12 protein-coding genes are annotated in these 16345 nt (G+C 62.8%); 8 read left to right on the forward strand and 4 right to left on the reverse strand.

Features of this window, described 5'->3' with window-relative positions:
• Window positions 1–350 precede the first annotated feature (350 nt).
• From NBV68_RS10060 to NBV68_RS10075, 4 genes are all read left to right on the forward strand, one after another.
• Entirely contained in the window at window positions 351–1718 is a 1368-nt protein-coding gene (locus NBV68_RS10060; RefSeq protein ID WP_296309424.1) for an MFS transporter, read from the forward strand.
• Between the two features lie 57 nt (window positions 1719–1775).
• Window positions 1776–2831 carry a LacI family DNA-binding transcriptional regulator gene (locus tag NBV68_RS10065; RefSeq protein ID WP_296309427.1) on the forward strand — a complete coding sequence of 352 codons (1056 nt, stop codon included), beginning with the start codon at window positions 1776–1778 and terminating at the stop codon, window positions 2829–2831.
• Between the two features lie 231 nt (window positions 2832–3062).
• Window positions 3063–5507: a TonB-dependent receptor gene (locus tag NBV68_RS10070; RefSeq protein ID WP_296309430.1), complete on the forward strand. Its 2445-nt coding sequence runs from the start codon at window positions 3063–3065 to the stop codon at window positions 5505–5507.
• 83 nt (window positions 5508–5590) lie between these two features.
• The gene (locus NBV68_RS10075; protein WP_296309433.1) at window positions 5591–7552 is read left to right on the forward strand and encodes a glycoside hydrolase family 97 protein; all 1962 of its coding nucleotides are present in this window, start codon (window positions 5591–5593) and stop codon (window positions 7550–7552) included.
• 182 nt (window positions 7553–7734) lie between these two features.
• Here the strand turns inward: NBV68_RS10075 and NBV68_RS10080 are convergent, their stop codons facing one another.
• From NBV68_RS10080 to NBV68_RS10095, 4 genes are all read right to left on the reverse strand, one after another.
• A complete protein-coding gene (locus tag NBV68_RS10080; protein ID WP_296309435.1) occupies window positions 7735–8370 on the reverse strand; it encodes a class I SAM-dependent methyltransferase in 636 nt (211 codons plus the stop codon).
• A complete protein-coding gene (locus NBV68_RS10085; RefSeq protein WP_296309438.1) occupies window positions 8367–9095 on the reverse strand; it encodes a Fe-Mn family superoxide dismutase in 729 nt (242 codons plus the stop codon). Before NBV68_RS10085 ends, NBV68_RS10080 begins: the two co-directional genes overlap by 4 nt.
• 10 nt (window positions 9096–9105) lie before the next feature.
• On the reverse strand, window positions 9106–10425 hold the full coding sequence (chrA, locus tag NBV68_RS10090) for a chromate efflux transporter (protein WP_296309440.1): 1320 nt from the start codon (window positions 10423–10425) through the stop codon (window positions 9106–9108).
• A gap of 236 nt (window positions 10426–10661) precedes the next feature.
• Window positions 10662–11294 carry a tyrosine-type recombinase/integrase gene (locus tag NBV68_RS10095; RefSeq protein WP_296309447.1) on the reverse strand — a complete coding sequence of 211 codons (633 nt, stop codon included), beginning with the start codon at window positions 11292–11294 and terminating at the stop codon, window positions 10662–10664.
• A 318-nt stretch (window positions 11295–11612) separates the two neighbouring features.
• Between NBV68_RS10095 and NBV68_RS10100 the strand changes: the two genes are divergently transcribed.
• The 4 genes from NBV68_RS10100 to NBV68_RS10115 form a co-directional block, all read left to right on the forward strand.
• Window positions 11613–13601 carry a ParB/RepB/Spo0J family partition protein gene (locus tag NBV68_RS10100; protein ID WP_296309441.1) on the forward strand — a complete coding sequence of 663 codons (1989 nt, stop codon included), beginning with the start codon at window positions 11613–11615 and terminating at the stop codon, window positions 13599–13601.
• Between the two features lie 167 nt (window positions 13602–13768).
• Entirely contained in the window at window positions 13769–14710 is a 942-nt protein-coding gene (locus NBV68_RS10105; protein ID WP_296309443.1) for a zincin-like metallopeptidase domain-containing protein, read from the forward strand.
• 11 nt (window positions 14711–14721) lie between these two features.
• Entirely contained in the window at window positions 14722–15144 is a 423-nt protein-coding gene (locus tag NBV68_RS10110) for a hypothetical protein (RefSeq protein ID WP_296309445.1), read from the forward strand.
• 302 nt (window positions 15145–15446) lie between these two features.
• A partial coding sequence (locus NBV68_RS10115; protein ID WP_296309446.1) for a DUF2493 domain-containing protein occupies window positions 15447–16345 on the forward strand: 899 nt, incomplete at its 3' end.

Below are 16345 nucleotides of genomic sequence, written 5' to 3' on the forward strand. Positions count from 1 at the left end.
CCTCTCCACTCCTTTGGGGCGCGGCCTGTCCCCAGCCTGGCGGCGTGCTAGACCGAGCTAGCAGGCAAGACTGTCGCCTTTGGGCATTCTATCGGATTGCGAGCTATCCTCCCCTCTAGGTGGGCAAATCAGAAGCGGATGTTATTGCCGCTTTGGGGTCGATTGGTGAATGGCAGCTGCTGGCGAGAAACGCGCAGAAGCTGACTGGCAGGTTCCATCACCATAAGCCGAACGGCAGGAAGCTGCCCTCGTTGAAAAATTCCTGTCCTTCAGCAAGCGACCCCATTCCTGCCGGTCGGAGGCTTGCCCGCCGCTCCGAAACTCTTTCCGCTTGAATGTCAGGCTTGCCCTTGCGCATTCTGATTGAACGTAAAGGGGGCGATGTGCAGGTAACGGGTGAACTCATGAGGTCGAAGGGGCAGTTGCCTGCCCTTACCAATGCGCGGCTCCTGAGCCTGAGCATGGGTTATTTGGGACTGCAGATCACCTTCGGGATCGAAAGCGCCAGTCTTAGCCGACTCTACCAGAGCTTCGGCGCCGAGGTCGACGATCTTGCCCTGCTATGGCTGGCGGGCCCGGTGGCAGGGCTCGTGGTGCAGCCTCTGGTTGGCCGCTGGAGCGATTTCACCTGGACCCGCTGGGGGCGGCGGCGCCCTTGGATCATGGGTTCGGGCATGATCGCCGTTGGCGCTCTCGTCGGCATTGCCTACGCGCCGAGCTTAGCCTGGGCGATCGCCATGGTTTGGCTGCTGGAGTTGGCGATGAACGCGCTCAATGCGCCGTATCGCGCACTGGTCGGCGACACATTGCCGCTGCATCAGCAGGGCCGCGGTTTCGCGATGCAGACGGTGTTCATCGGGCTGGGCGCGTTTTTGGGGGCGATGACGCCCAAGCTGTTGAGCCTGGCTGGGGTTGCCAACATCAGCACGCTGGCTGCGACGCCGGAATCGATCCGCATCGCCTTCCTGCTTGCCGCCGCCTGCCTTGCGGTATCGGTGGGCGGCACGGTTCTGAGCATTCGCGAGCATGGCCGTGAGGATTACGCCCGGTTCGGCATTGCCATTGCCCAAAGGCCGCGTGACCGCGCGCCATTGGCAGCCCGGGCCCTCTCCACCCTCGTGATGCTGGCCCCGTTCCGGCGGATTGCGGCGATGCAGTTCTTCGCCTGGGCGGCGCTTTACCTGTTCTGGGTCTACGCCACGCCCATCGTGGCCATGGGAACCTTTGGCGCTGCCAACGTTCAGGATCCGCAATACGGCGCGGGCGCGGATTGGGTCGGCGTGATGTTTGCGACCTATAACGGCGTTGCGGGTCTGTTTGCGTTCCTGCTCCCGCGCGTATTCGACCGCTACGGCGTGTCAGTGGTTCATGCGGCCGCGCTGATGGTGGGCGGAGCGGGGTTCGTCGGCGTGGCGATTGCCGGATCGCCGGGCACGCTGATCGTGTGTTCTGCATGCATAGGAATAGCCTATGCTTCGCTGATCAGCTCGCCCTTTGTGCTGGCGAGCGCCCTGGTTGCGCGAACCGAGGCCGGCACCGCGATAGGCTTGATGAACATCTTCATCGTTGCCCCGCAGCTGGTGATGGGCTTTGCGGCGGGCGCAGTGATTGGCTGGCTTTCTCCCGGCTCGCCCGAGATCGCCCTGCTGGGGGCTGGGATGTTTTGCGTTATTGCAGCCATCATTTGCGGAGGCCATCCGCGCATCGCGACCGCCTGATCTTGCAAGTTGCATAACCTCCACTGCAATTGCAAAGAGCCGTATAGGGAGGACGGGATGGACGAAGCAGAGACCCGCAAGTTCACACTCAAGGATATCGCCACCGAGCTCGGCCTATCGACAGCCACGGTGTCGCGCGCCATCGCCGGAAACACCGCGATCAGCGAGGAAACGCGGGCACTGGTTGTGCAGGCCGCAGCGCGCATGGGTTATCAGCCGCTCCAGCGTGCCCGGAAAACAGTGTCCAGCAGAGGCGGACTGTCGGAGCAGGTCTGCGTCGTCCTGCCCTTGGCGCTCGGGCTTGGCGGACAGCTTGGCAACCCCTTCGAGCTTACGCTGCTTGGTGGCATCGGTGCGGCGCTGCGCGAACGCCGCCGTGACTTTTCGATCTGCTGGCAAACCCCGCACGATGATAACAGCCTGATAGAGTTCGTGAAAGAGGCTCCCTATCGCGGGTTCATCTTCTTCGGCCAATCGCAGTTCCACGATACTCTCAATCGCTTTGCTGCGGCTCACCTGCCGATGGCGGTATGGGGCGTGGAGACTGAGGATCAGAAATATTGCTCGGTCGGCACCGACAATTACGACGGCGGTTTCCGGGCAACCCGCCACATGATCCGATCTGGGCGCAAGCGCGTCGCCTTCTTCGGGTCAATGCCCCCGATCGCCGAAGCGCGGACCGCATTGTCGCAGATCGCGCAACGGCTCGAAGGCTACAAAGCTGCGCTCGCTTCCGAGGGGCTGAGTTACGATCCCGAGATCGTCCAGACGCCCCTGTCGAGCCGTTATGAGGGTGCAGATTCGGTCGAGAACCTGATCGAGCGCGGGATCGCCTTCGACGCCATCGTTGCAGCGTCGGACATTGTAGCCCTTGGGGCCATTCAGGCGCTCCAGCGTTATCGCCTGCGGGTGCCCGAGGATGTCGCGGTCATCGGCTATGACGATATCGACGTGGCGTCCTTTTCAAGCCCGCAGCTCAGCACTGTGCGCCAGGACGTGATCAAGGCGGGCAACATGCTGGTGTCGAAGGTGCTGCGCATGATGGACGGCCACCGCGCCACATCCGAGCGTCTGCCCACTGAGCTGATCATTCGCGGATCATGTGGAGCGTAACTCCAACTTGCAGAATGAATCAAAAATCTTGTGCAACATTTGAAAGGGCGCCGGCCGAATGATTGCTCCAAGCATTTGATCTAAAATATAAATTGCTGGGGCCGCCGAGTTCACTCCATGCAACGAAGGACGCAATTGCATAAACTGGTTGCAAACGATTGCAGTGTTCGGCGAAAACTACCTCACCAAGGCGGCCACAAATGAGTCGCCTGTCACGCAATGAGGGGTGTCATGAAAGTTTCCACGCGCATTGCCGCGCTCTCCAGCGCTGCGCTTTTTGCACTTGCCGCACCGGCTTACGCCCAACAGGCTTCGACCGATGCCGCATCTGACGATGCCGCGTCCAGCGATGATCTGGGTCTCTCGGAGATCGTCGTCACCGGTGCCAACGCCGGTCGCAAGAAGCTCGAGACGTCATACGCGATCACCACGTTGAACGAGGACGATCTGCGGGAACGCGCGCCGCTGAGCATCGCCGAAGTCTACGCCTCGGCGCCCGGCATCTTTGCCGAGGCCTCGGGCGGCGAGATCGGCAACAACGTCTACTCGCGTGGTCTTCCCAACGACAACTTCCGCTACGTGCCGGTGCTCGAGGATGGTCTGCCGGTCTGGGAAGAAGGTGCAGGCGCCTTCACCAATGCCGACATTTTCTACCGGGTCGATTCGACCATCGCCAGCGCTGAAATTGTGCGCGGCGGTTCGGCCTCGATCCGCGCCTCGAACGCGCCGGGCGGGGTGCTCAATGTCATCACCAAGAAGGGCACTGAGGAGCTTGAAGGGCTGGTGAAGCTCGAATGGGGTGATTTCGACCATTACCGCGGCGACTTCAACCTCAGCGGCCCGATCAATGACAAGCTGCTGTTCAATGTCGGCGGGTTCTACCGCGCCAACAATGGCATGCGCGATCCCGGCTTTACCGGGAACCGCGGCGGGCAATTCCGGGTCGGCCTGACCTATCTGCTCGACGATGGCGAGATCTATGTCGGCTATCGCAAGCTCAATGATCACAACATCTTCTACACCGCCATCCCGCTGGCGAGCCGCAGCAGAGGGCTCCCAGGCCTCGACGCAGGCGACGGCACGGTGGTGTCCAACGCGTTCCGCAACATCACTGTCCCCGACTTGTTCGGCACCGGCACGACCTCGATCGACCTCGGCAACGGGGTCCACACCAACACCGACACCTTTACGGTCACCTTCGACAACCAGCTCAACGACTGGCTGAGCGTCAGCGCCAAAGGCCGCTACACCGGCGGGGTGGTCGATTTCAACGCGCTGTTCAGCGACTCAGTTTCGGGCGCGCAGGCCTTCCTCGACAATTCGCTCGGACGGCTTCAGGCTGCCAATGCGGCGACTGTGCGGGCGGCCTATTTTGACGCCAATACCGGTGCCGCGATCCCAACCGGCAACATCGCCAATGGGCTGACGCTCACCCAGAGCCTCTTTTCGACCCTGATCGATGTCGACAATCTGGTCGGCGACCTGAGCTTCACTGCCAAGACCGGCGCCAACACGCTTACGGTTGGTTACTACTACAGCCAGTTCAACCAGCGCCAGCAGTGGAACTGGAACAACCTGCTGACCGAAGCGACCAATCAGCCGCGCTCGATCGACGTGTTCGGCCTTGATGCAGCGGGCAACCGTACTATTGGTCTCACACGGAATGGCATCGTCGGTCTGCACAGCAACCTTCAGGACTTCCGCGACGATGTGACCATCAACGCGGTCTACGTTGCCGATACTATCGAGGTGAGCCCGGCGCTGCGTATCGATCTTGGCGTGCGCTATCATCATGTCAGCAAGACCGGGACGATCGCGCGCTCGGCACCACGCGACCTCGGCGATCCGACAACGATCCTCGATGATGCGGTGCCGGTGCTGACCGGGGCGATCACCCCCTACACCTTCAGCACCGGGCAATGGGCATTCTCGGCCGGGGCGAATTACACCTTCAACCCCGATCTTGCTGCCTTTGCCCGCTACAGCCGCAGCTTCCGCGTGACGCCGGAATTCGCCCAGTGGTTCAATTGCTGCAACCCGGTGGAAGACCGCATCGACCTGGTCGAGGCGGGGTTGAAGTATTCCTCGCCCAAGGTCTCGGCCTTCGTCACCGCCTTCTACAACAACTTCCCGAACGTCTCGTTCAACAACATCGTCGCGGGCAATGTGGTGACCGCCGATGCGGCTGCGCGGTCTTACGGGGTGGAAGCCGAAGTCGCACTGCGGCCGGTGGAGTTTTTCGAGCTCAACCTTGCCGGTAATCTCCAGTCGATCACCTACACAGGCTTCTCCGGGACGGATGCCAACGGGCCGTTCGACTTCAGCGGCAACCGCATCGTGCGCCAACCGGCAATGACGCTGTCCGCGCGGCCGATCCTGCACCTGATGGACGGCAAGCTGGACCTGTTCGGCAACGTGGTGCACACCGGCAAGCGTTTCGCAGACGTGTCGAACCGGATCGACCTGCCCGCTTTCACCGAGGTCAGCCTTGGCGGTCGGTGGAACATCACCGACAACCTGTCGGCCGACGTGATGATCAACAACCTGTTCGACACGGTGGGCCTTACCGAAGGCAACCCGCGCGCCGGGGTGATCGTCGGCGTCGACGAGGCCGCGTTCCAGGGTCGTCCGATCTTCGGTCGCCGGGTGCGCGCGGGCGTGACCTTCCAGTTCTGATCGGGGATTTCGATTTGAAGCTTCGCTTTTTCAGCTTCTCCTCCTTGGCCGCGGCGGTTTTAATCGCTGCGGCCATTTTTTGCGTGGCCCCGGCTGCGGCGCAGGAGTGGCATGACGTTCCGTCGCCGGATGGTCGATTGAAGGTCGAGTTCGCGGTCGATCAGGGTGAGGCGGTCTACCGCGCAAGCTTTCGCGGCAAGCCGATCATCGATCGCTCGATGATGGGCTTCCGCTTCAAGGACGCAACGCCGCTGGAAGGGGGTTTCACGCTTCAGGCAGCCAACCGTTCGGAGCGCGACACGGTCTGGGAGCAGCCATGGGGCGAACAGCGCCTGATCCGCGAGCAGAGCAATGATCTGGCTGTGACACTGGCGGCGGCGGACGGGCGTCAGCTCAAAATCGAATTCCGGGTATTCGATGACGGCTTCGGGTTTCGATACATCCTGCCAGGCACCCCCGATAAGCGTTTCGTCATCAGCGACGAGCTCACCCAGTTCGCTTTCGCGCAGAATTACCGCGCATGGTGGATCCCGGCCTATCGCGAGAAGTTTTCCGAATACGAATATGCCCGCTCGGCTCTGTCGGCCGTGTCGGTGGTGCAGACCCCTTTCACACTTGAGGGCGAGGGCGTGGCGCTGGCCATCCACGAGGCGGCGCTGGTCGATTATGCCTCGATGAACCTGCGGATGATCGCGGACAACACGCGCACCCTTCAGGCGGACCTGTCGCCCTGGTCGAACGGCGACCGCGTGCGGGGACGCGGCGGGCTGAAGACGCCGTGGCGCGCCGTGCTCGTGGCCGATGATGCGGCGCAGCTCGCCAATTCGACCCTGATCCTGAACCTCAACGAGCCCAACCGACTTGGTGAAGTTTCGTGGGCCAAGCCGATGAAATATATCGGCATCTTCTGGGGCATGCATATCGGCCGCTTCACCTGGGAGCCCGGCCCGGATCATGGCGCAACGACTACTCGCGCGAAGGAATATATCGACTTTGCCGCCGCAAACGGCATCGAGGGCGTCCTGATCGAAGGCTGGAACAAGGGCTGGGATGCCCCGCAGTGGTGGCTCAACGGCCACTCCCGTTTCATCCAGACCGAAACTGCGGACGACTTCGACATGGATGCTGTTGCAGCCTATGCCAGAGAACGGGGTGTGACCATCGTCGGGCACCATGAAACGGGCGCGCAAGTCCGCGACTATCTCACCCAGCTCGACCCGGCGCTTGCGTTCTACAATCGCTATGGCGTCTCCGCGATCAAGCTCGGCTATGTGGGCACGCGGCTCGACATGACCGAATGGCCCGACGGACAATATGCGGTTGAAAGCTTCCAACAGGTGGTCGAGGCGGCAGCGAGCCGCCGGATTGCAATCTTTCCGCACGAACCCGTCAAGGACACCGGGCTGCGCCGCACCTGGCCCAACGTGATGAGCCGCGAAGGCGCGCGGGGGCAGGAATACAACGGCGGCAGCCCCGACACCGGCAATTCGCCGGATCACGTGGCGATCCTGCCCTTTACCCGGATGCTGTCCGGCCCCCTCGATTACACCCCCGGTGTCTTCGACTTCGATTACCACTCCAAGCGCCCCTTCAACCGCGTGCCATCAACGCTGGCGCAGCAACTGGCGCTGTTCGTGGTGCTTTACTCACCCGTTCAGATGGCGGTGGATCTGCCGGAGAACTACGTCGGCAACCCCGCCTTCGCATTCATCTGCGCGGTTCCGACCGACTGGGATCGCAGCGTCACGCTGCAGGGCGCGATTGGCGAATACGTGGTGACGGCAAGAAAGGACCGCCATAGCGACGACTGGTTCGTGGGTGCGCTGACGAACGAGAAAGAGCGCAATCTCACCCTGCCCCTCACCTTCCTCGAGCCGGGGCGACGTTACGAGGCGCTGATCTATGCCGACGGCGAGGGCGCCGACTGGAAGAGCGCGCCGGAGAGAATTGCCATCAGCAAGCGGATCGTCACCTCGACAACGGTGCTGGACCTCGCTTTGGCATCGGGCGGAGGACAAGCGATCCAGCTTCGCGCTGTCAGATAGTCCGGCGAAGCAAGCCGCTGTTCCGGTTTCCACCCACCTGCGGTCATGAGCCGGGCCTGCGCGCGATCCCGAAAGCGGCACGGCGGCTTGACCCGGCTGCGGGAAGATTCCCGCCATTCTGCAACCGCCCCAATGTAGCCGCTCGTCAAGAGTTCGATCTGGCCGAACACGCTCGGAGATGATCAGTTGCTTGCCCGCTGGAACACGCACCAGCTAAATTTCTGCGCCGCGCCCCACGGGGTGAGGTGTTCCTCGCGCCAGTCGTCAAGCAACGCGAACTCGCTCCCGAGTGCAGCGGACAGGCTTGCTGCATCATGGCGCTGGACCGGCAGACCGCTGCATTTTTCCGGTCCATCGGGCGCGAAGGTAGCGATGATGACGAGTGCATCGGGGGCGGTTCCAGCCAACAGTGCGCGCCGATAGGCGGCCTGTTGCTCCGGCTCGGTCAGGAAATGAAATACGGCCCGGTCATGCCACACGCCATAACGGCGCGGCGGGTTCCAGCGGGTTATGTCGGCGACTACCCATTGAACGCTCGATGCTGCCTCGCCGAGCCGGACCTGTGCCGCCGCCAGCGCCGAGGCCGCAATATCGACCACGGACACATCGCTCCACCCGTTTGCCAGCAAGGCATCGACGAGATTGGAGGCACCCCCTCCGATATCGACGAAAGGTGTCGTGTGGGGCACATCAAAGCGTGCAAGCGCGGCGAGCGAGGGGCGCGGTTCGCTCTGGAACCAGCTAACCTCACTAGGCGCCTTGTCGGTATAGACCCGGTCCCAGTGCTCCCGCGGTTGATCTGTCATCGTGCCGTTCACCCCATCGCCGCCTGATACCGTGCTTCCACCACCTCCCAATCGAGGTTGGCCATGAAGGCATCGACATACTTCGCTGCCGCCGCGCCGTAATCCATGTGAAAGCTGTGCTCATACATATCGAGCGCGATCAGCGGTGCGCCTGTGGCTGCACCATGCATGTGATCGAAGGCCCAGTAGTTGTGCAGCGACTTGGTGTGGCGGTTGTAGCTGAGGATGCACCAGCCCGATCCGCCTGCCAGTGACATTGCGGTGCGGCGGAATTCGGCCTGCCATGCATCGAAGCTGCCGAACCAGCCATCGAGCGCTTCGTAAATCGATCCGCCCGGATTGCCGTTGCCGCCCAGAGCATCGAAGTAATATTCGTGCAGCACCACCGATCCCGTGCGGTGCAGTTCCTCGCGCTTCAGCCCGGCATAGGCAACCGGCGGAAAGTCGGGATCGGCCATCGCGGCGGCAAGGCGGGTCTCGATGGTGTTGAGCCCGCGCACCGACCCTTGGTAATTGTTCTCCCAGTGCGAGGTAATCAGCCGCTCGGACAGGCCGGTGAGCTTGGCTGGGTCTAACCGCAGCGGCTTCGGCGTGTGCTTGCCGGCAAAGGCACCGGCGCGGGAAGCGGCTGCGGCAGGGCCTTGCGCCGAGGCTGCGCTTGCCGTCCCTGCCAGCGCGATGCCCGTGGCCGATAGTGCTGCCGTGCCAATAGCTTGCCTGCGTGTGATGATGCTCATGTCGTCCTCCTCAGATTGCCAAGACCAGAACCATGCCGCCTAGCGCGGCGGCTATCAGAACCCGCAGCACCGACCATTTCAACCCGAACACCAGTGCGCAGGCGATTGCCGCGAGCACGCCCGCGCGCCAATCGAAACTCGCCGGCTCTGGCCAGTATAGCCGCAGCGGGCCGATACTGCGCTGGCCCACCTCGGCGAACATAACATGCAGCGCGAACCATGCGGTGAGGTTGGCGATGACGCCCACAACCGCCGCCGTCACTGCTGCGAGCCCACCCTTCAGGCGCACGGCATTACCAAGCCGGTCGATCCACGGCGCAAGCGCGAAGATCCACAGGAAGCACGGCGCAAAGGTCACCCATGTCGTCAGGCCCGCGCCCAGCAATCCGGCGACAAACGGCGAGAACGGCTCCGGCGCGCGGAAGGCAGCGAGATAGCCGACAAATTGCGTCACCAGGATCAGCGGCCCCGGCGTGGTTTCCGCAAGACCAAGCCCATCGGCCATCTCACCGGGACGCAGCCACCCAAACCCCTGCACCGCTTCCTGCGCCATATAGGCGAGCACTGCATAAGCCCCGCCAAAGGTGACGATGGCGAGCTGCGAAAAGAACGCGCCGATCTCCCAAAGAACGTGTTCCCGGCCCAGCGTCAGCGCGATCAGCGCCATTGGCGCAGCCCAGATCGCTCCCCAAAGGACGATCGATAGGATCCTGGTGCGCCACGGTCGTTCGGGTAAAGCACCGCCAGTTGTAGTGGGTTTCAGCGCCAACAGGTCAGGACGCCAGGCTGCAATCGCCATGCCGATCACGCCTGAACCCAAAACGATTAGCGGAAACGGCAGGTCGAACAGGAACAGCCCGATGAACGCAGCCACCGCCAGCGCACGCTTCAACACCGTATCGAGCGCACGTCCGGCAATTCGCAACAAGGCCTGCACCACAATCGCCAGCACCGCCGCTTTCACTCCGAGGAACAGCGCTTCGACCCAAGCGAGATTGGCGGCAATGGCATAGAGCACCGACAGCGCCAGAATGATGGCCGCGCCCGGAATGACAAACAGCAGCCCCGCGGCCAGCCCGCCGCGCCAACCATGCAGCCGCCACCCGATCCATGTGGCGAGCTGCTGCGCTTCGGGGCCGGGGAGCAGGTGGCAGAAATTGAGCGCGTGGAGGAAATCCTCCTCGGCCACCCATTTGCGCTCTTCCACCAGTTCGCGGTGCATCAGCGCAATCTGTCCTGCGGGTCCGCCAAAGCTGAGGAGGCCGATGCGCGTGAACGCCCGCAGCAGATCGACAAAAGCGATGGGTGGGGTGAGAGCCGATGACGCCAAGGTGACCTCGCACAAAAGGCCTCGCCAACAAGGGCAAGGCTACGAGGCAACGCTTGGGCGTTTTTTGGCCTGAACGGGAGGTTGCTTCGCCCCGTCGCCAAGGGTTTAGAATGCGGCGCAAGTCTCGGCAAGGTCGAAACGGAAATTCAGCTAACCACCCACGACCGGCCATGAACGTGGCTGATCCGAAATCCCAAAAGCGGCCGTCGGAGCTTGCCCGACGGCCGCTAGCAGTGTCAGATCTCAATGCGCTCCGCTAGGAGCAGAGCATCCTCTACATCGACCCCAAGATACCGGACCGTGTTCTCGATCTTGGAGTGGCCCAGCAAAATTTGGACCGCACGTAGATTTCCGGTCGTGCGGTAGATCATCGCCGCTTTGGTGCGCCGCATGGAATGAGTGCCGTAGTCTTCACGCCGCAGCCCGATCGCGCTGACCCATTCATCGACGAGCCGGGCATACTGTCGCGTGCTCATCGGTTGGCCGGAATAAATTCTGCTCGGGAACACGAAATCATCGATGGTGCCGCCCCGTCGCAGAAGCCATGTCGCCAGGCTCGAGCGGGCGTCAGCGGTGATTTCGAATTGCACGGGTCGACCGGTTTTCCGCGGAATGATCATCGCGCGGTCGCGAACTTCAGATCCGGCCACGAGGTCGCCGATCTTGAGCTTGACCAGATCGCAGCCCCGCAGCTTGCTGTCGATCGCAAGGTCGAAGAGGGCACGGTCCCGGAGCCGCTCCTCACGGTCGAGGAAGAACCGGATCGTCCAAATCTGCTTTTGGGTAAGCGGCCGCTTGGTGCCGACGGTCCTGCCAGAATTCCACGAGACCCGATTCTGCATGGCCGGGTCGAGGTGAGAGTAGGTCATCATCTTTCTCCATGGCCTTGATTGGCCAAGGAGAAAGATGCTCCGACCCAGTCACATCGCCATTGCTCTGCTTAGACAGCCTAATGACGGCCTTCGACGCCTCAGGCACGCACAGGCAAAGGGGCAGCCTTCGGCACAAGCCGACATTTAGCGACGCCGGTGCGAACGACGGCTTTGTCCCAACAATCGTCATCCTTCGTTGACGACCGGGCTGTGAAACTCGCAGCAATCGGCCAAGAGGGGAGTGGGCTTTGCCCTGATTGAGCCATTTGGGCGTCGATAGTCGGCGTGCCGGGCTCACAATCAGGAGTGTGTCCCATGATCAAGTCGATCCCGCTGAACAAGCTCGTTCAGTCGCCTCGCAATGTCCGCCGCCACGGTGATCCGGCAGCAGATGCTGAGCTCAAGGCCAGCATCGCAGCCCGCGGTCTGCTGCAGAACCTCATCGTCAGACCAGCTGCCAAAGGCAAGTTCGAAGTCGAGGCCGGGGAGCGTCGTCGCCGCGCTATGCTCGCGCTGGCTGAAGAGAAGCTTCGCGCCCGCGACCATGAAGTCACATGCCTTGTGCTCGAGGACAGCGCTGAAGCGGCCGTCGAGACCAGCCTCGCGGAGAACTTTCACCGCCTCGCCATGAACCCTGCCGACGAAGCCCAAGCCTTTGCCGCGCTCGTGGCAGGCGGCGCGACTGTCGAAGATGTTGCGCGCCGCTTCGGTCTGACCGTCCGCTTCGTGGAGGGTCGTCTGCGTCTTGCGACGCTTGCGCCCGTCGTGTTCGAGGCTCTCGCGTCCGGGCAGATCACCCTCGACATTGCCAAAGCCTTCGGTGCAACTTCGGACCAGGACATCCAGACCCGCGTCTTCGAGCAGGTGTCCTCGGGCTATTATGCGCCCAACCCCGATAGTGTCCGGCGTATGGTCCTGTCCGGGACAGTGCGGGGCAGCGATCCGCGCGCCCGTCTCGTTGGTCGCGACGCCTACATTGCCGCGGGCGGCCGCATTGAGCGCGAACTGTTCGACAACGACGACAGCGAATCCTGGGTCGATGTCGCGCTGCTCGAAAGCCTCGCGGCGGCAAAGATGGACGAACAGGCCAAAGCTCTCGCCGCCGAGCAGGGGCTCGCTTGGGTCAAGCCCACGCTCGACCCCTATGCCAGCCACGATCTGGTCGAAGGGCTGGTCCGTCTTCCCGCCGAACCGGCGCCTTTGTCCGAAGCCGAGGTGGCGAGGCTCGACGAACTCGATGCTTCTTATGACGAGCATGCGGCGATCCTTGAAGACGAGGATAGCGCCGAGGAAGCCGTGGCGGCAGCCGAAGCGGCCATCGAGGCCATCGAACGCGAATGTCAGGAGATCCGCGCCCGACCGCCGGTCATTGCACCCGAACTCAAGGCCGAAGCAGGCATGGTGCTGGTGCTCGCGCGCGATGGCACCCCGGTTCTCCAGCCGGTGTTCTACGGCGAGCGTCAGGCTGATCCCGCCGAAGCCAACAGCCAGATCGAAGTCGTTTCGGGCGAGGAAGGTTCGGAGAAGCGCCGGACCACCTTGTCCAAGCGCCTGGTCGACGAGCTCGCCATGCAGCGCCGCGATGTTCTGGCATTGCACGTAGCATCCGACCCCGGGCTGGCACTTGACCTCATGGTGTTCACGCTTGCCGATGCCGATACCCACGACTGGCGGACGCGCCCTTCGACCACGCTGCGCGCGCCTGTCCCGGCAGGCCCGATCATCGGCTTTGAGGCCAAGGATGCGCCAGCGAGCAGCGCGCTTGCCGAGCTCAGGTCTGGTCTCGACGAAAGCTGGCGCGCCGGTGGCGATGCAACGTCCCGCTTCGACCTGTTTCGGGCGCTGCCCGATGATAGCCGCGCGGTCTGGTTAGGTTACGTCGTCGCCCGGTCGCTCGAGGCAAGCCTCAACATATCCGGTGAACGCCAGCTGCCATTCCAGGACCATCTCGGCAGCCTGATCGGTATCGACATGGCGCAGTGGTGGCGGCCGACGGCGGCCAACTACTTCGACCGGGTGTCGAAGCAGGTGATCCTCGACGCGCTGACCAATGTCGGCGGTCTCGAACTCTCTTCGCGCTTTGCCTCGGTCAAGAAAGGTGACCTCGCGATGAGCGCCGAGCGCATCTTCGCTGGCACCTACATCACCGAGGTCGAGGTTCGCGAAAAGGCCCTGGCCTGGGTGCCTGAGGTCATGCGCTTCGCTTGCCAAGCGCCGGACGCTGGCGAAGCTGAGATCGACTCCGCTGGAGCGGAGCAGGGCGGTGACGACGAACATCAGCCTCCCCGCGAGCTGGCCGCCTGACCTCCTCCTGACAGGCACAGCCACTCGCAACTCGAGAAGCGGTCCTTCGGCTTATGCCGGAGGGCCGCTTCTCGTTTGGTAGCAGAGCAGAGGGGGCTCGGGAACCTGTGGCACTGACCGGCGAACCCGTTGCCGATTGTCCAGATGCCTCAATCAGGAGAACAATCATGGCCTATCGCAAGGAGCAGGGCGGCGGTCTGTCGCCCGCCACCCGCATCACCCAGGAAATCATCGCTCGTCTGGAAGCAGGCACAAAGCCATGGATCAAGCCGTGGCGCGGTGTCCCGGTCTCTCGGCCTCTGCGGGCCTGCGGGATCCCGTACCGCGGCATGAACGTCTTCTGGCTCTGGATGGTCGCTGACATGTGCGGCTACGCCTCGCCGTTCTGGATGACCTACAATCAGGCCAAGTCGCTCGGCGCGCAGGTCCGTAAGGGCGAGAAGTCGACCATCGCGATCTTCTACAAGAGCTACACCAAGGAGGTTGAAGCGCCCGACACCGGCGAAAAGACTGACGAGGCCCGCCGGGTGCTGAAAGCCTATCCGGTCTTCAATGCCGATCAGGTGGAAGGTCTGCCCGAGCGCTTCCATCCAGCCGCAACGCTCGAACTGGTCGAGCCTGAAGGGCGGGAAGCGGAGCTCGACGCCTTCTTCGCCGCTATCCCCGTCAATCTGCGTCATCAAGGCTGCGAGGCCTACTATGAACCGACTGCGGATCGCGTGACGATGCCGCCGGTCAGCCTGTTCAATGGTTTCGATCATTACTACGCCACGCTCGCCCACGAGCTGTCGCACTGGACTGGCCATGCCAGCCGCTTGGGACGTGATCTCAAGAACCGTTTCGGTACGGCTGCCTATGCCGCCGAGGAACTGGTCGCCGAGCTCTCGAGTGCCATGCTGGGTGCTGAGCTGGGTCTGCCGGTCACACATCTCGACAGCCACGCGAGCTATATCGAACATTGGCTCAGGCTGCTGAAGGACGACGACCGCGCCATCCTGACCGCTGCGGCCAAGGCCGAAGAAGCTTCGAGCCTGCTCCTGAAGCTCGGCGGGAAGATCATTCCCGAGCAATTTGGCGACGCGTCAGACGACGCTGCGCTTGCGGCCTGAGGGAGGATGTCATGGGCCGATCGGTCAGCTTTCCCAGCGGCGCAATCGTCGCCTTTACTGTGCTCGAGGTCGAGAGCGACGATGACTGGGAATTCGAGTACGAATGGTTGCGCGAAGACCTGCGCGAGCGCGCCGTCCGAGCCTTCCCTTCACTGATCCCGCACGATGGTTGGCGCGGCCGGGAAGACCGGATCCTCATGCGCAATGCCTACGCGGATTTTGGGGTTTCGGTCTACGGCGGGCTAGTGGCCGTCTGGATGGTGGAACGGGATGACGGGCCCTATTGGGACGCCGATTGGCGCACAGCCCGATCGCCGCGGGCGCGGCGCTGGCTGTCCCAGATCGCATCCCACTTCGATGCCATCTTCGGCGACTACGATTGCCTCGGGCACATGTCGAATGGCGAGGGAGTCTACACCAAGCGCGCAGCTTGAGCTCCGTAAGTTGGTCACGCCCAGAGCTTTGGGTTGCCATCCCTGACTGAGCTTTGCCGGCCGCTCATGTTCTGTCGCCATGCGAGAGAGGCCCTGGGCCAGCCGTCAGTCTTGCGCAACCCGGCTTGGGCGGGCCCGTGTTGGCCTTTGCCCTTCAGGCTCAAGGCCTGCCCGCACCAGCCCGCCAAGCCGGGTTTCCCCTGGCGGGTGCGCAATCCTGCCTGAAGCTGGCCCTGACGGGCTCTCGCTGGCGCAGCCAAGAACGGGTGCGTCGGTGTCATGCCAGTCAGGAGGATATCCCCATGCACACGTCATTCGCCGATCAACTCGCCGGGCTCGATCTTGCCGGCTTCTCGATTGGACCCGCTCCCTTATCGACCAGTGATTTGCCGGTCCGCGAAGCGGTCGTCCAAACCCTCGAAGCGGTCTGGTCCGATCTTTTCACCATGATCTCCGGGACCGCTCTTGAAGCCGATGCAGAGGATCTCGGCTGGGCCTTCGTCAACATCTTTCACCGCTCTGCGACCCGCAAATCCACTGCCCTTGACCGGGCGACCGACGAGGTCCGCGCGCTGATTGCGACGGCCGATGGATCCGAGGTTCATACCCATGATCTTGAGACCCAGGTCGAGCGGGCACAATGCGCCGAAAGCGCGATGCTGGCGCTCGAAGAGATGCGCGAGGTCGCAGCAGCCCTGTACCTCAACGAGTTCGGTTCCTCCTGGAAGCCGGTCTCCAGTTCGCGCTTCAATCACAGCGCCATGATGACTTCCGCGCTCGTCGAAGGTCGCGATTTCCTGCGTGCCCGTGCCGAGGCCAAACGCCGTGCGGCGGTGCCCGAAGGAACGCCCGTCGTCTTCGCTGGCGGGCGCACCCGGCATGCCACCGAAGATGATGCCCTGATCTTCGGCAACAACGTCTGGACCACGCTCGACAAGGTTCGCAACCGTGTTCCCGACATGGTGCTCATCCATGGCGGCGACACCAAGGGCGTCGACCGCTTGGCATCGAGCTGGGCCGAACGTCGACGTATCCCGCAGGTCACGTTCTCCCTCGACATGCGGCTGGGCGCCCGTGCTGGCTTCAAGCGCAACGAGCGTATGCTTTCCCTCGATCCGCGCTACGTCGTCGCCTTTCCGGGCAATGGCGTGCTCGAACGTCTGGTCATCGAGGCCAAGGCTCGGCGGATCACCGTGGTCGA

The sequence above is a fragment of the Erythrobacter sp. genome, from assembly GCF_023653175.1.
Classification (GTDB): domain Bacteria; phylum Pseudomonadota; class Alphaproteobacteria; order Sphingomonadales; family Sphingomonadaceae; genus Erythrobacter.

Bases quoted from the DNA above. Each gene is read 5' to 3' on its own strand.
- NBV68_RS10070 (WP_296309430.1), top strand. From the start codon at position 3,063: ATGAAAGTTTCCACGCGCATTGCCGCGCTCTCCAGCGCTGCGCTTTTT.
- NBV68_RS10105 (WP_296309443.1), top strand. From the start codon at position 13,769: ATGGCCTATCGCAAGGAGCAGGGCGGCGGTCTGTCGCCCGCCACCCGC.
- NBV68_RS10110 (WP_296309445.1), top strand. From the start codon at position 14,722: ATGGGCCGATCGGTCAGCTTTCCCAGCGGCGCAATCGTCGCCTTTACT.
- NBV68_RS10085 (WP_296309438.1), bottom strand. From the start codon at position 9,095: ATGAGCATCATCACACGCAGGCAAGCTATTGGCACGGCAGCACTATCG.
- NBV68_RS10100 (WP_296309441.1), top strand. From the start codon at position 11,613: ATGATCAAGTCGATCCCGCTGAACAAGCTCGTTCAGTCGCCTCGCAAT.
- NBV68_RS10065 (WP_296309427.1), top strand. From the start codon at position 1,776: ATGGACGAAGCAGAGACCCGCAAGTTCACACTCAAGGATATCGCCACC.
- NBV68_RS10095 (WP_296309447.1), bottom strand. From the start codon at position 11,294: ATGACCTACTCTCACCTCGACCCGGCCATGCAGAATCGGGTCTCGTGG.